The sequence below is a fragment of the Bifidobacterium apousia genome (assembly GCF_007559275.1).
GTDB lineage: Bacteria > Actinomycetota > Actinomycetes > Actinomycetales > Bifidobacteriaceae > Bombiscardovia > Bombiscardovia apousia.
Genome location: NZ_VMHK01000002.1, coordinates 1 through 14,736, shown reverse-complemented (window position 1 = coordinate 14,736; position 14,736 = coordinate 1). Strand labels below are relative to the sequence as shown.

Sequence of the window (14,736 nt, the reverse complement as noted above, 5' to 3'; positions counted from 1 at the left end):
CTTGTATGTCGGCTATTGATCGCTTAGGAAATCGCGATAGTCATATCAATCCGCTTCCGTGGGCCCACTATCTCTTTCAAAACTACTGAAGAACTGTCGAACAGCCTGACCAGCTGAGCTTCCATCCTCCTGCTCGAACCATTGATTTTGACATCTTCAAGCATGGAATTTGCGGGCATGCAAAGTTGTAGACGAGCATGGATATCGCGACCTGTGTTGTTTACTAGGCTAAGCTTTTTGTCGTCCACCACAAAATCCACTGTGCCATCCAGAAAAGCGAAACCGGTGAGGCTAGCCTTGCGCCAAGGCAGATACGGTGCAAAGCTTACAGAGCTGGTTTTCGCATCGGTTTGTATTCCGAGAATGTCATGGAGTATGAGACTCACGAATTCACCACCGCACCAGCCGCACTTTCCCAGACCTCGTTTTACTCGATTCGCATCCGTCTCGTCATGTTTAAACGGCCACCACCAAAACGACCCATCTAAATCGGTTGTCCTACGTATTGCTGCAAAAGCCTGCCGAAGATCTTCACGATTCCTTGTCCGCTTCAGTAAACACAGGTGCCCAGGATATGAAACGCCATTGCTTCCGTCGAAATCCCAGAAATCAATGCCGCGGGAGATCCGGGCATAATATGGATTACCTGTGCTATGAGCCCAATACATATGGTTGATGATGCGGCGATCATCACGTTTGGTAAAACCATAAACGCTTGCAAGCGCTAAATCACTTTCCTCAGCATCATGAATTGGCACTAGAGTGCCATCGGCATATGCACCTTCCACGAACTGCTCACCCTGACCGAAAGACCCCACGCACAGCGTTTCAATGGTCTCCACGAGTTGTGAACGAATCGACGACAGCGTCTCGATCGTGCTGTTATCAAACAGAGCACGAAAATCTTCAATTAAGGCATCTGCAGCTCTCCATGCAAGCATATTGGAACCAGTATGAAAGTCCCCGCGAGACAAGCCATCGGAAATAAAACGCGTGGCATACAATGATCCTCGATCAGGCCGGTCGACGATCATGCACCTTGCAAGCTGATGAAGATAATCGACAATCACCGAATCAGGCTGATCCACCAAGTCGTAGCCATAACGTCGATAAATCATCGAGAGGACAACTGCGCCCATGCAGGCGTTACCCAAAGAGTGCCGATACGATAATTCACCTGCTTGGCCTTCTTCAGTGGTGCCCCACGGCTCGCCAGGAGCACTGGCAGCGCAAAGATATTTAGCACACCTATATGCCAACTGTGGATTCGTATCTACTAAGCCAATAGCCGTGTAGGAAAAATCCCTCATCCATACATCAGGCTTCGGATTGACATTAGACCCCCAGAAAGAGCCTATGACCTCACCGTTAGCAAGTTGAAGGACACTCTGCCTAGCAAGTTCAGCCGCTCGTGTCAGCTCCTCACCAGCCCACGGCTCTTCTGGTACTTCTAGCACTCCTTGTGAGCCCACGGACTCCAAAACTTTCGCAAGTGCGCAATCCATCTCCTCAAGAGTTACCACTGGAGGTGGTGGAAGCACGCCTACACCGAATCTGCAAATGCAGCCGATCTGTATTATCTGTCCGGCATCAATACTCATCTGACAGCTGCCATGGTTATCGGTATTACCTTCAACAATCAGCGTTACGTCCGTTGCCAAATTCGGCCACTTTGATTGACCTGATTCTTCGTAATCCAACTCAATACCCAGCGCATGGGACGAATCACTCTGATTTCTCACCTCAGCCAGCAGGAAAACAGCACTCGCCTTTGCCTCATAGACAGCTGGCACGAATACCCGCAGCATCACTTCGACGTCGCGCCGGCAGAAGCCAAAAACAGGAACCACCCCCTTCTCGAAGCTCAGGGAAGGCTGTTGCAAAGGTCTGCCGTCAATCGACATGCACAATCCACAATGACCATCGAAGTAAGCCAATTGTTTTTTAGTGTATACGCCTGGGGCATCAGAACCCCGCGCATCCTGAGACCCCACACCGACTACTGCACGCCGAACGAATGCCGAACGATCTAGCGAAGCCAGAAGTCGATTATTAGAAACATCTACACAAAATGGGTAATCATTATATCGAGGTATCTCATCCTCTGGAATATAGTCGTTCGGCCATTCCAATCCTGCCGCAGCATACAATGAGGACCGGTTACGAGCACCGCCTTTGGCATCATAGCCCATAGAGACCGACTGGCCCATTATTGGTTGGAAGCCTCTTATTCCGCTCGATTTCCTACTGGTTACTTCACCCACAGCTCACCCCTTTACAGCTCCAGTAGTGATACCCTCAACGATGTATCGCTGGCAGAGCACATAAAATACGACGACCGGTATGATGGCCAAGACCAGGCAGCCCATCATGGCGCCCAGATCGACAGCGCCATAGCCGCCTTTTAGATATTGCACTGCTATCGATATTGTTTTGTATTTTCTGATATCCAATGTCAGATATGGCAGCAAGAAGTCATTCCAGATCCACATGGTTTCAAGAATGGCCACGCTCATGACCGTCGGCTTCATCATGGGCAGGATGATTCTGAAGAAAGTCTGTGGAACCGATGCCCCATCAATCATGGCTGATTCCTCGACTTCCATTGGCAGCGATTTCACAGCCCCTGTAAATATGAAGACTGCGAGACCGGCACCGAAGCCCAGATAGATTACCCACAAACCCCAGGGCGTGTTCAACCCGAGCATGTCGGTGATTTTGGACAGTGGGAACATGATCATCTGAAAAGGTACGATCATATTGAAAAGGAACAGCACATAGATGAGCTTTGCGAATTTGTTGTTAACGCGAACTATCCACCAGGCGCACATAGATGTGCATAGCAGGACCAACAACACACTTCCTACGGTCAGAATAATGGTCCACCAGAAACTGACTAAAAGATTTGTGCGATCAATGCCGCGTCGATAGTTTTCCAGTCCTGCATAACTTTCTGCATTGGGTAAGCTGAAAGTTTCTGTGGAAATATATGCCTTTTTCTTAAAGGAGTTGATAATCACTAGTATCAACGGATAAATCCATAGCAATGAGACCAGCGAAAAGAACACGGTCCACAAACGGCCGTGACGCAGGGTGCTTTTGCTCACAATGCCACCTCTTTCCTTGCAGAGAGGCGATTTTGAGCAATCGCCACTATCGCGACAATGATGAAGAATATGACAGCTTTGGCCTGCCCGACCCCCTCCATACCAGCGGTTCCGTAGAAGGTTCGATAGATATTGAGCGTGATCAGCTCGGAATTATTGGATGGAGCACCATTAGTCAATGCAAGGTTCTGATCGAATGTCTTGAATCCGTTGGTTATGGTCAAGAATGTGCACACCGTGATGCTGGGCATCATAAGGGGCAGAATCACGCGCCGCAATGTCTGACCTTGACTGGCACCATCCACCTGCGCAGCTTCGATGACATCCCCCGGCAAAGCCTGCAACCCGGCAATATAAATAATCATCATGTAGCCGATTTGTTGCCAGCAGGTAAGTATCACCAGGCCCCAGAATCCATACGTCGCCGAGAAGGTGATAGACCGGTTCCAGAACGACAGCACGCCATTGAGCAGCAACTGCCAGATGTATCCCAGAATGATACCGCCAATCAAATTAGGCATAAAGAAGATGCTGCGGAACAATGTCGACCCGCTGATTTTCTTAGTCAGCATATAGGCGATCATGAACCCGACAACATTGATGATGACGGTAGTTATCACTGTAAATAGAACAGTAAGGACCAGGGAATGTATGAATTCCGGATCACTAAGGACACCTGAGTAATTGCCGACACCAATCCACTCAGCATCAGTAATAGTAGTGAAGTTTGTGAAGCTTAAGTAGATGCCGAGAATGAAAGGCACTACAAACCCCACCATAAAAGCTGCCAAGGTCGGCAAGGAGAACAACATCCACCATTTGCGTATGGATTTGCCTATCATCGATATCATTATGTTGCTGACTTTCTGACGTATTGTGGTCGCCCACTTTGTTCGGAATAGCTATGAGCCTTCGTTCATGACAAAGCCGGGGGCAGATTCATGCGTTTCGCACGCATTAAGGGTCTGTCCCCGTCGGCGATGCTGTTATTCAGACGACCACTTTCGTCTGCGATCAATTAGTGAAGTTTAGTGGCAGTCGGTAAGGCACCGGTTGTCTGTTTGACCAGCTTCCAGTCCTTCTGCCAACCATTAATGTAGCTGTGCTCAACATTGTTCCAGTCCTTGGTACCTTGGGTATATTCCAAGAGCGCGTTGGCCAGGTTATCGCCCCACTGAGTGCTGGGGAGGTTGAAACTGCGAACCAGCGGCTTACCCTGCTTCTCATAGGCTCGCGCAGACAAAGTAAGAACATTGTTGGGCTGGTATTTGTCGTTGAATGCTGAGAAAGGCACAGAGAAACTCATCTTATGCGAAAGAGTTTCCTTGCCTTCTTCGGAAGTAACCATCCACTTGATGAACTTCAGGGATGCTTCCTGATTGGCCTTGCTGGTTTTTTTGTTAATTGCCCATGAAGCATCATATACAGACGCAGGTCCCATTTTTTCTTCGCCAGGAATGCCCATCCAATAGGGAAGCATGCCCATATCCTCATCCGCTACCTTGTTATTGCGAATCAATGGGTAGGCCCAGACCCCTTCAGGGAAGAAAGCAACCTGTCCCTGGGAAAATTCAGCGACGCAGTCATCATAAGTCTTATTGCTGGCTGTCTTTGGATTTGACGGACTGCTAGCAACTTCGAGATCAAAAAGATCCTTGTAATTCTTCAAATAAGTGCCTTTCAATTCAGGTTTGAAAGTTGTATTGGAGTCCCGATATTCGTAGTAAAGCGGTATGCGTGACATATGGGATACGAACCTGTGCTCATCGGAAGCGTCTACCGACGGCGTAGTCACTGCACCTTGCAGACCCAAATCGTCTTTGTGCTCCTGGATTGAAGTAATTACTTTCTTTAATGTCGCGTAATCCTTAATTTCGTCGACACTTTTAACTACTGCGTAGGGCTTAGTCCCATATTCATTGATGATTTTTTTATTGTAAATGATGCCATAATATTCAGCTGCAAAGGGGAAGGTGAAGGAATCGTTTCCATCCTTCATGGAATACTCCTTGCCATTCTTATCCAGCAGCTTGTAGACATCAGTGTCTTGGATAGGCAGCAGATACTTCTTGAATTTCGGGAAGTTATCCATGCCAATACTCAGAATGGTCGGCGCATCCTTTTTGGCCAACTCCGACTGTGTGGTCTGGTCTAGTGTATTGGTCGCGGCCGTGACAATGTCAACCTTGATGCCGGTCTTCTTTGTGAAATCCTTTGCCAGTTGATGGTACTGATCGGCTACTTCAGATTTGTGATTTAGAAAATAGACTCTTCCCTTGTCGGAACCGGAAGCGGACGAACCACCACCACAGCCCGCCAAACCAACCGCCAGCATGGCTACCGTGGTCATGACAGTCATACTTTTCACGATACCGCTGTGCATATTGCTCACGCTCCTTTGCGAATTCTCATGGACACTTGTAGTATGGCATCTATTGCAACCGTTGTCAAATATGAGCAAGATAATCAGCACTTCAAAATCAAAAGGACTTCTTATTTAGCTGATATTGCAGCTATTTGCTTCTATCAAAAACAGAAACAACGTATGCATCAGTTCCATTACTTCTCTATTTTATTGCCTTCAATGGCAGTCAGTCGGGGTTATTTTTATATTCAAGCCCCTTTATTGTTCTATAGTTTCGGTAATGAGTCTTCATAGCTGATCAGATGCCTTATAATAATTGCATGGCATAATAAGTTGTTGCAACTCTCAATTGCAATCGTTGTCATCTCTATAGTATAGGTTATCTGTATACCACTTGCTGAAAGAGGAGGCCATAGGCGGCAAATAAAAGCAATACGGATCGGTATGTCTTTTCGATCGATCCGATAGAGACATCCATCCAATAATCGTACAGGTTGGCAGTGCAGCCGGCATGAGACTAGGCATATCGGTGAGGCCACTTACCTGTTGCCGCAGCACAATGTCACAGGAGGAGCATTATGCAGCAGATGCAGAAACAGGACGACTGGTGGAAACAAGCGGTCGTCTATCAAATTTATCCACGTAGCTTCAAAGACTCGAACAAAGACGGGATTGGCGACATCGCTGGAATTACGAGTAAAATAAGCTATCTGGATTACCTAGGAGTCGATGCCATCTGGCTTTCACCCTTCTATCCTTCTGAACTGGTCGACGGTGGCTATGATGTCATTGACTACCGCAATGTCGACCCGCGTCTAGGAACTATGGCGGATTTCGATACCATGACAGCAACAGCTCACTCACATGGGATCAAAGTCATTGTTGACATTGTGCCCAACCATACATCGGATCATCACCCTTGGTTTCAGGAGGCTCTTGCCTCACCAAAAGGGTCTGAGGCCCGTAACCGGTATATATTCCGTGACGGCAGAGGTCCTGATGGTTCCATTCCTCCCACTGACTGGATATCAGAATTCGGTGGCTCTGCATGGAAACAAGTTGAAGACGGCCAATGGTATCTGCACATATTTGCTTCCGAACAACCCGACTTAAACTGGAAGAATGCGGATGTGCGCGAAGACTTCAAGCGCACGCTTCGCTTCTGGTCCGATCATGGAACCGATGGGTTCCGCATCGATGTCGCACATGGCCTGGCCAAAGACGTATTAAACCGGCCTTTGGAAGAGCTAAACCAATGGACCCTGCAAAACAAAGATAATCCAGATGGGAGCAATCCTCTCTGGGATCGTCCGGAGGTTCATGACATCTACCGCGAGTGGAGAAAAGTATTTGATGAATATACACCGGCTCGGTTTGCGGTTGGAGAAGCTTGGGTCGAGCCGGATCACCAATACCGTTATGCCTCCAAGAATGAATTAGGACAGGTATTCAATTTCGAATTTGCCAAGGCCAATTGGGATTCCTCAGAAATTCGGAATGCGATTGAGGATGGTCTCCAAACAGCCGAACGCTCCCGCTCAACGGCTACATGGGTAATGAGCAACCACGATCTGGTTCGACATGCCAGCCGTTATGCGTTGCCGCAGATCCACTCCCGAACACAGCATCAATTAGCTAAGGACTGGGTGCTACGAAACGGCAAGTCCTATGAAGAAAACCGCGTGCTAGGTACACAGAGGGCAAGGGCCGCTATCCTACTTGAAATGGGCTTGCCTGGGTCTATATACATTTATCAAGGGGAGGAATTAGGTCTCTTTGAGGTGGCAGACATTCCGTGGGAGCGCTTAGAGGATCCAACAGCCGTACGTTCCAAAGGACCTTTAAAAGAAAAGGGACGTGACGGCTGCCGTGTCCCCTTGCCTTGGGATGACCATGACTCCCCCGAGCCAGCATCATGGAATCAGAAATTCGGGCAGAATGGAACCTTCGGATTCTCCACATGCAAATCCGGGCAATTCGTAAAGCCTCACCTGCCCCAACCCATGTGGTTCGCAAGGTTCTGCGTTAATCGCGAAGAGTCAGATCCATCATCCATGTTGAGTCTCTACAGACAGGCCATAGCTAAACGTGCACGATTGTTGACAGAGATGCCTAATACATCTCTGACCTGGCTGACGGACTATGACGATCCGAAAGTGATTGCGTACACCCGATCATGCAGCAGCGGAAATGGCAAACTAGCAGTCATCACCAATTTCGGCGAACGCCCCATTCCTTTACCTGCCGGTAGCGTAGTTCTTGCTTCAGTAGAAATCGTAGACAACCTTCTTCCTCGAGATGCCACTGCATGGATATTATTAGAGTGAACATTTACGACCGATCCCCGCATTAGAAGGAGAGCTCGGCCTGCGAGCGCTGGGAACAACTGAAAGGCGGCAACCCTGTGAATGCGACAATTCAGGATGTTGCCGCCTCGGCACACGTATCGGTTTCCACAGTCTCACGAGCTTTCAACAACCCTTCATTGGTATCCGACAAGACAAGGGCACGGGTACTTGAGGCAGCGCGCCGACTGAACTTCTCCATCATGAGATCAGCGACTGTACTGAAATCAGGACAGTCGCTACGTATCGCATTACTGATTAACAGCCCTATCCAGTCCTGGTTCAATTCTTCAATCTTGGAAGGGCTGAACACAATCTTTAACCCGGCTGGCTATGACATTGCTATACGTCGAATTCTGACCCTTCAAGAACGACAAAACTTCTTCCGTGATCTCCCTATCAGGCGCAACGCTGATGCAGTCATCGTAACCTCGTTTGACATAGACAAGGACGAAGTTGAACGACTTCATTCAGTAGATGTTCCTCTTGTCGGCATCAATTCATCATTATCGGAGCTGTTCGACGCGGCAGTCAATATTGATGACGTGCAAGGAGGCATGCTACTGGCACGTCATCTCCTGTCATTGGGGCACCGAAATATTGTCTTCATCATTACGGAGATGTATGCTTCGGTACTTCATTTCAGTGCGCAAAAGCGCGTTAATGCCTTTCTCGATACCTGCCGAGCCAATGGAGTGGAACCCACCATTATCAAGGTTGCAGACAGCCATGACCAGATAGATGATGCTTTAACGCAAATATTCAGCCTTTCATCCCTTCCCACTGCTATAGCCTGCCAAGAGGATGGCATAGCCGTGCCCTTAATGTTTGAATTGCAGAAGAGCGGCATTGAGGTACCTGTCACGATCTCGGTGACAGGTTTCGATGACAGCCTGTACGCTCATGAAGTCGGATTGACTACAATCCATCAGGATCCCATACGACTTGGAGAGATTGCCGCCAAGAAAGCTTTAGACCTTATTGCGGGCAAGAAAATAACTAACCCTTGCGAAACAGTACCTGCGAGGCTAATTCTACGCAGCAGTACATCTCGTCCAAGGCATGAGGCTGAAAGCCTCGCATCTGGACGACAACCATAACGCACCATGAATTACTGCTCGACCAGGCTGATGTATCCCGTTCAGACTCAATCGAAATCGTCAAACCCACTAAGAGACAATTCGATATTCAGCTCAATCACGCGTTCCACTGCCTGAGCACACGCTTGCCCTGGTAGATGCCGAGAACACCGTAATGCGCCGTATTCATCCTGAACAGCTGGGCCTTATGGGGGTCCAAGTCAAGCCACTGCGTCGTCAGGATACGCAGGATGTGGGCGTGCGCTACTAGGAGCACATGCCGCCCCGAACAAACCAGGGGCTCGAGCCATTCGACGATCCCACGCGCACGGGCAGCTACCTGATCCAGACTTTCGCCCTGAGTCACATGTACGGAAACGGGGCTGCCCGAAGGCAGATCGACCACCCGGTCGCCAGCCAGCTCATCGATGCCCAAAGCATGCGGACCATCAATCCACAGTTTCCAGTCACGGCCAAGGCTGGCCACCACGTCTTGAGGACGGTGCCCCTCGGCCGGACCGTAATCCCACTCCAAGATCTCATCCATCGGCGCCGGATCAGGGAAACCGGCCAGCTCGGCTGTCTGTCTGGCTCGTTGCAGGGGGCTGGAAAAAATGCAGTCAGGGTCAAACCCGTTGGGGAAGGCCTTAGCCAGCCTTTGACCCGCCTCTTTGGCCTGTTCGCACCCTTGGTCAGTCAGGGGGATATCAGTGCGCCCCGTATATTGTCCGGTTTCGCTCCAAACTGTCTGACCATGCCGCAGCAGCACAGCGTAGCCTTCGCTCTCGGTCGAGGCATCATTGCCCGACGTATTCTTCGCAATGTCCATGGATAGCAGTTTAACCCACGGTCCGGTCACGCCCCAGACACCCAGGCGTGTGGGATAATGGACCCATGACGGACTCAGGACGGGAACCTGGCGGGATGGCCGACCAAGTGGTCGGCATGCTTCATCAGGTGGATGGCAAGGTGAATGACATGCGCAACTCGATTGAATCGGACCCGGAATCGCTGACAGACAAGCTGGTCAAGTTTGCGCTTCCCAGCATCGCCGCACTGCTGGCTGGCAAGCTCTTCCAGGCTTTTTGGAGCGGGCTGGTCCGCAAGCGCAATGGAGGCGTGGACAGCCCTGAAGAGGATCAGGAGAGTGCTACTGACGGTCTTCTCTTCGGCGTTCTGTCGGCAGCCGTTATCGCTCTGGTCTCAGGCCTGTTCGAGCGTGGTTCCCAGGCTCTGATCGATCGCCGCCATCAGAGCTGAAAGCACAGGACGCTGACTGATAACCAGGCTGGTCCTGATAACGCTGATTGCGTGATTTTGACGACAAGGTCTTGCATTGGCAGGCGTTGACGGCCAGAATGTCAAAATGACCTTATCAAATTCACAGAAAACCCCGGCCTCGAATCCGGCCGACAATCCCACCATACGGACCTTGCTTGAGCGACGCTCCATCCGCGGATTCACCGACGAACCGGTTGACGACCAGACTATCGCCCTGCTGGAGCAGGCGGCCCAGCATGCAGCGACCAGCCGATATTTCCATGAATGGTCGGCCGTCAGGATCACGGATCATGATGAGGCGCTGGCTATCGCCGATATGGCTCATCAGCGCTATGTAGCCGAAGCCCCGTTGCTCTACATCTTCCTGGCCGACCAGCGCCGCAATGCCGATCTGGTCCGGCGATTCGCCGATGATCTGGATCCGGACACCACCCTGCTCAACACTGGTTATGTCTTCCTGCAGTCACAGAACGACGCAGTCCTGGCCCTGCACGCCATGGAGACCGCCGCCAACGCGCTGGGCCTGGGCGGCGTCATTCTGGGCAGCGTCATCAATGACACGAACAGATTGATTGATCTGCTGAAGCTGCCCAAACTGGTCTATCCGGTGCTGGGTCTTGCCATCGGCCATCCGGCCCAGGATCCGGATCCCAAGCCCAGGATGCCTCGTCAGGCGCAAATCTTTACCAACACCTATCAGCGGGCCGACGATGATGCAGACATGAAGGATGCCTTGGCTGACTTCGATCAGACGGTCACCCGCTATTATCGCGACATCCGGCACCTGGACGACCCCCACCGCTCGTTCAGCGCCATGATGGCTGACAAGGTTCGCAATCCCGCCTCCGGCCATGAACCCATGCTGGATTCGATTCGCCGACAGGGCTTCGACCCAGCCTGCTAGGGCAACGAAATCCCTGCTGGCCAGACAACTGCAGAGTTCACCTGATATGTTCACCAGCCTAGTTCACCGGCCTTAGGTGAACAGACAAAGCCCAATCGGCCCCTAACAGCGAGATCAGCGGAATCCGATCTTGCTGTTAGGGGCCGGCAGAGTCAATCAGCATCAACTCGGCAATGACTGCCTCACCTGCGACGAGGCTTGTACCCACGTTTGCGGCTATGCGGTTTCAAAGTTCGCGAGCCCATCCTCGTGCGCTGGTAGGAGCCCGGCTCATGACTGGTCAGATGCCATCTTCCGCAGTAGTCGCAACGGTAGACCCACAGAAGAACGTTGCGTTCGACCATGCTGCGGTCGGCGGCCTGCTGGGCCTTGGCCCGATCGTGATACATGATCTTGGACGTAGCAGCGCAACGTCGTGGGGTGAAATAATGCATGACAGCGTACGACTACCTCGAAACCGATCTGACTTTCCTTCTGCGCACTTATACACTCATAGCGCCCAACGCCCGGCCAGACAGGCCCTGCCAGATGACGCAAGCCGATGATGCAAGATCAGACTGGCAGGGCGCAATCGTTCATAACCCGAAGCAGTTAAAGCCGGGTGGACGTGAGCGACCCTAGAGCACAGATCAGGGCAGGTCGTGACCGGCGCTCAGGTAGAGATCGTACCATTCCTGGGCTGTCAGATCCACATCCGCACCAGCGGCCATCTGCGTGATGCGCCCGGGGTTCATAGATCCCAGAAGCACCTGTATGCCGGCGGGATGCCGCAGAATCCAGGCCACAGCAATAGCGCTTTTGGCTACCCCATGCTGCTTGGCCAGTTTGTCCAACTCTGCATTGAGTTCGGGATAGCGGGGATTGTCCAGGAAGACCCCGTCGAAGTAACCAGTCTGGAAGGGGCTCCAGGCCTGAATGGTCATGGACTTCAGCCGCGAATAGGCCAGAAGACCGCCATCATGATCCAGGCTGGGATCGTCGCCCATATTGACGTGGATCTCCTGGTCGACCATGCCGGTGTGCCCCAGGCCGAACTGCAGCTGGTTGACCTCCAGCCGCTGGCTTACCGCGCTCTGCAGTAGCTCCACCTGCATGGGGTTGACGTTGCTGACGCCGAAGTGCCGAACCTTTCCACTGGTCTGCAGTTCATTGAAGGCCTCGGCCAGATCGTCCAAGTCGACCAGGGTGTCGGGACGATGCAGCAGCACGAAGTCGACATGGTCGGTCTGCAGGTTGACCAGCTCCTCATCCAGGGCCTTCAGCAGGTGATCCTTGGAGAAGTCGTAGCGGGTGATCTGGTCGCTGTCCGGGTTGCGGAAGATGCCGAACTTGGTCTGGATGCCCACGCTGTCACGGTCTACGCTCAGATCCTTCAGAGCCTGTCCCAGGGCTCGGCTGCTGGCCCCGGCATGGTAGCAGTCTGCAGTGTCGAAGAAGTCAACGCCCGCATTCATGGCCGTCTCCACAATGGTCCGCGCTTCCTCGCGGCTCTTCTGATCGATCCGCATGACCCCCAGGGCCACACGGGAGGCCCGGAACCCTGACCGTCCTAAGTTCATGTATCGCACAATGTCCTCCTCGCAATTAACGTCTAGACTCGAGTCTACCCGCTCCAGCCGCCTTCCAGCCTTATGCGGTTACTCAAGCAGGTTGCGACGTAGGGCCTCCACCTGGTCTGGCCCGAACCCTAGGGCCTGCCGCGCATAGGTAAAGACGTCCCCATAGGCCTCGATCATGGTCTGTTGGGCATGAGCCAGGTATTCTTTCTTGACGCAGAGCGCAATCTCTAGCGCGTCCAACGAATCCTGGTCGAAGCCCTTGGCGCGGAATCGGTCCAGCAGCTGATTGTTGGCCGCGACCCTCTCTTGGTTGGTCTTCAGATAGTCCGCGAATACCTGGGTGTCGTCCACCTCCAGCAGCCAGAGCACCAAGGCCGCGGCGAACCCGGTCCTGTCCTTGCCGGCAAAGCAGTGGAAGAGCGTAGCCCCCTGGATGTTGTCCACGACGATGCGCAGGAACTTCCCATACCCCTGCTGGGCCGCAGGATTCATCACCAGGTCATGGTAGACATTCAACATGTGGCCGTTGACCTGATCCGCCAAACCCAGCGAGGCGAAATCGTCCAAACTGGTGCCGCTGGTGCCACTTTGCTCCAGCAGATCGATGTTGGTGAAGGTCACACCATCGATCCTGTCGTCCGGACTTTCTTGTCTCTCAAAGGGCCGGCGGAAATCCACAACCTGTGTCACCTGGTAGCGGTCGACCAACTCCCTCTTCGTATCTTCGTCCAGGCCGACCAGCTGCCCTGATCGGATGAACTTGTGCTGGCGGACCCGGCGGCCGTGGATGGTCCGCATGCCACCCAGATCCCGAAAATTGGTGATGTTCATTGACGACCTCCTTCGGTTGCGCCCAGTCCCCACGTCAACCCCACCTTCATAAAGGTCACTGGGACGCAATGCGCCAGCGCGCGATCAACAGCATAAAGGCAACAAGCAATGCAACCAAGGTACCATTCCTGTTGCTCTGCAGACACGCTATAGTCTGTAGGCGGACGTTGCTCTTGAGGAATTGGCGGGTTCTGTTACTGGTTTGCAGTCAGGGCCTTGCTGATGGGCGTGCTGCCTCCGATGATGTTGTAGATCCTGCCTATGGTCTGCTCCAGGTCGATGCAGTCGGCCAGGCATTGTGCCACATCGGCGATCGGTATGGGACCGGGCCCGTCTGGCTCGACCTGGATGGTTCCTGTACCTTCCTGCTCGGTCAGGCTGCCTGGCTCGATAATGGTGTAGTCCAGCCCGGAGCTGATCAGGTATTGGTCGGCCATGTTCTTGGTCACGTAATAGTCAGCAAGGGCGTCGATGGCAGGTTTGACCTGGGGCTGCTCCCAGCGCAGCCAATCGGCTGCATACATGGCTCCCAGCATGACATACCTCGTGATGCCGACCGCTTTAGCGGCCTCTATGGTCTTCATGGCTCCCAGGGCGTCAATCTGGTTGATGTCCTTGCCACGCGATCCTGCAGTGAAGACGACAGCATCCGCATGCGACTTGCGGAATGCGTCGGTTACCTGGGAAAGCGGGTCATGCAAATCCAGAGTCATTGGTTTCACCTGCTGGCTGGCGGGAATCTTCGAGGCCCCTCGTGCGCAGGCAACCACTTCATGACCGGCTTTTACCAGATCAGCGCAGGTCAATGCACCTACTCTGCCTGTGGCTCCTACAAGAATGATTCTTTTGCCCATGTTTATCCGCTTTCTTCGCATATGTGTTTTTGTGCGCCAGATTCGGCTGCTTTTCATTCTAGATGTCCTGGACCAGAAACAACAGGCGGCAAAACAAGCCAGAGCTTCCGGATCAGTGATTTCGAATATCAAATCGCAGGCCGCTCAAATACAAGTCAGCATGAGTACGAAGCAGCTTTTTCATATTCCGCTTAACCGCGTTCAGTTACTTGGAATGTGGCTTTGCGAGAAGGCATGAATCTTTAAGCCCAGGTCTGTTGCGGATATGAAAAAGGGAGGCATCTCCAAGGATATTGTCCTGGAGATGCCTCCCTTAATCACGTTTAGTGGCGGCGGTGTGCTACTCTCCCACACTCTTCCGGGTGCAGTACCATTGCCGTGCTGGGTCTTAGCTTCCGGGTTCGGAATGGG

The 14,736-nt window shown here is 52.2% G+C and carries 15 protein-coding genes; 5 read left to right on the top strand and 10 right to left on the bottom strand.

The window, feature by feature from the left end; all coding sequences use genetic code 11:
* Positions 1–23: 23 nt before the first annotated feature.
* The 4 genes from FPK30_RS02915 to FPK30_RS02900 all read right to left on the bottom strand — a co-directional run bounded on the left by FPK30_RS02915 (position 24) and on the right by FPK30_RS02900 (position 5,490).
* Complete coding sequence (locus tag FPK30_RS02915) at positions 24–2,264, bottom strand: hypothetical protein (RefSeq protein ID WP_144085235.1); 2,241 nt, start codon at positions 2,262–2,264, stop codon at positions 24–26.
* A gap of 3 nt (positions 2,265–2,267) precedes the next feature.
* Positions 2,268–3,107: a carbohydrate ABC transporter permease gene (locus FPK30_RS02910; RefSeq protein ID WP_420809426.1), complete on the bottom strand. Its 840-nt coding sequence runs from the start codon at positions 3,105–3,107 to the stop codon at positions 2,268–2,270.
* The gene (locus FPK30_RS02905) at positions 3,104–3,958 is read right to left on the bottom strand and encodes a carbohydrate ABC transporter permease (protein ID WP_144085233.1); all 855 of its coding nucleotides are present in this window, start codon (positions 3,956–3,958) and stop codon (positions 3,104–3,106) included. The genes FPK30_RS02910 and FPK30_RS02905 overlap by 4 nt, the downstream gene beginning before the upstream one ends.
* 167 nt (positions 3,959–4,125) lie before the next feature.
* Positions 4,126–5,490, bottom strand: coding sequence for an ABC transporter substrate-binding protein (locus FPK30_RS02900; RefSeq protein WP_144085232.1), 1,365 nt, complete (start codon positions 5,488–5,490; stop codon positions 4,126–4,128).
* A 42-nt stretch (positions 5,491–5,532) separates the two neighbouring features.
* Here FPK30_RS02900 and FPK30_RS02895 point away from each other — a divergent pair, with 42 nt between their 5' ends.
* The 3 genes from FPK30_RS02895 to FPK30_RS02885 all read left to right on the top strand — a co-directional run bounded on the left by FPK30_RS02895 (position 5,533) and on the right by FPK30_RS02885 (position 8,917).
* Entirely contained in the window at positions 5,533–5,766 is a 234-nt protein-coding gene (locus FPK30_RS02895; RefSeq protein WP_144085231.1) for a hypothetical protein, read from the top strand.
* Between the two features lie 284 nt (positions 5,767–6,050).
* The gene (locus tag FPK30_RS02890) at positions 6,051–7,799 is read left to right on the top strand and encodes a glycoside hydrolase family 13 protein (protein ID WP_144085230.1); all 1,749 of its coding nucleotides are present in this window, start codon (positions 6,051–6,053) and stop codon (positions 7,797–7,799) included.
* Between the two features lie 77 nt (positions 7,800–7,876).
* A complete protein-coding gene (locus tag FPK30_RS02885; RefSeq protein WP_144085229.1) occupies positions 7,877–8,917 on the top strand; it encodes a LacI family DNA-binding transcriptional regulator in 1,041 nt (346 codons plus the stop codon).
* Positions 8,918–9,014: 97 nt separating this feature from the next.
* On the opposite strand, the gene FPK30_RS02880 is transcribed toward FPK30_RS02885, so the two are convergent.
* Positions 9,015–9,725 carry a histidine phosphatase family protein gene (locus FPK30_RS02880; protein ID WP_144085228.1) on the bottom strand — a complete coding sequence of 237 codons (711 nt, stop codon included), beginning with the start codon at positions 9,723–9,725 and terminating at the stop codon, positions 9,015–9,017.
* Between the two features lie 65 nt (positions 9,726–9,790).
* Here FPK30_RS02880 and FPK30_RS02875 point away from each other — a divergent pair, with 65 nt between their 5' ends.
* Together FPK30_RS02875 and FPK30_RS02870 are read left to right on the top strand one after the other, a co-directional pair.
* Positions 9,791–10,156 (top strand): DUF4235 domain-containing protein, encoded by a 366-nt coding sequence (locus FPK30_RS02875; RefSeq protein WP_144085227.1) that lies wholly within the window; start codon positions 9,791–9,793, stop codon positions 10,154–10,156.
* A 106-nt stretch (positions 10,157–10,262) separates the two neighbouring features.
* The gene (locus FPK30_RS02870) at positions 10,263–11,081 is read left to right on the top strand and encodes a nitroreductase family protein (RefSeq protein WP_144085226.1); all 819 of its coding nucleotides are present in this window, start codon (positions 10,263–10,265) and stop codon (positions 11,079–11,081) included.
* A gap of 182 nt (positions 11,082–11,263) precedes the next feature.
* On the opposite strand, the gene FPK30_RS02865 is transcribed toward FPK30_RS02870, so the two are convergent.
* From FPK30_RS02865 to FPK30_RS08185, 5 genes are all read right to left on the bottom strand, one after another.
* The gene (locus FPK30_RS02865) at positions 11,264–11,515 is read right to left on the bottom strand and encodes a hypothetical protein (RefSeq protein ID WP_045923847.1); all 252 of its coding nucleotides are present in this window, start codon (positions 11,513–11,515) and stop codon (positions 11,264–11,266) included.
* Between the two features lie 195 nt (positions 11,516–11,710).
* Positions 11,711–12,649 carry an aldo/keto reductase gene (locus FPK30_RS02860; RefSeq protein WP_144085225.1) on the bottom strand — a complete coding sequence of 313 codons (939 nt, stop codon included), beginning with the start codon at positions 12,647–12,649 and terminating at the stop codon, positions 11,711–11,713.
* A 69-nt stretch (positions 12,650–12,718) separates the two neighbouring features.
* Positions 12,719–13,471, bottom strand: coding sequence for a tyrosine-protein phosphatase (locus FPK30_RS02855; RefSeq protein ID WP_144085224.1), 753 nt, complete (start codon positions 13,469–13,471; stop codon positions 12,719–12,721).
* 194 nt (positions 13,472–13,665) lie between these two features.
* A complete protein-coding gene (locus FPK30_RS02850; RefSeq protein WP_186279348.1) occupies positions 13,666–14,325 on the bottom strand; it encodes an SDR family oxidoreductase in 660 nt (219 codons plus the stop codon).
* A gap of 201 nt (positions 14,326–14,526) precedes the next feature.
* Positions 14,527–14,736: hypothetical protein (locus tag FPK30_RS08185; RefSeq protein WP_222102857.1), on the bottom strand; the 210-nt coding region annotated here is incomplete at its 5' end.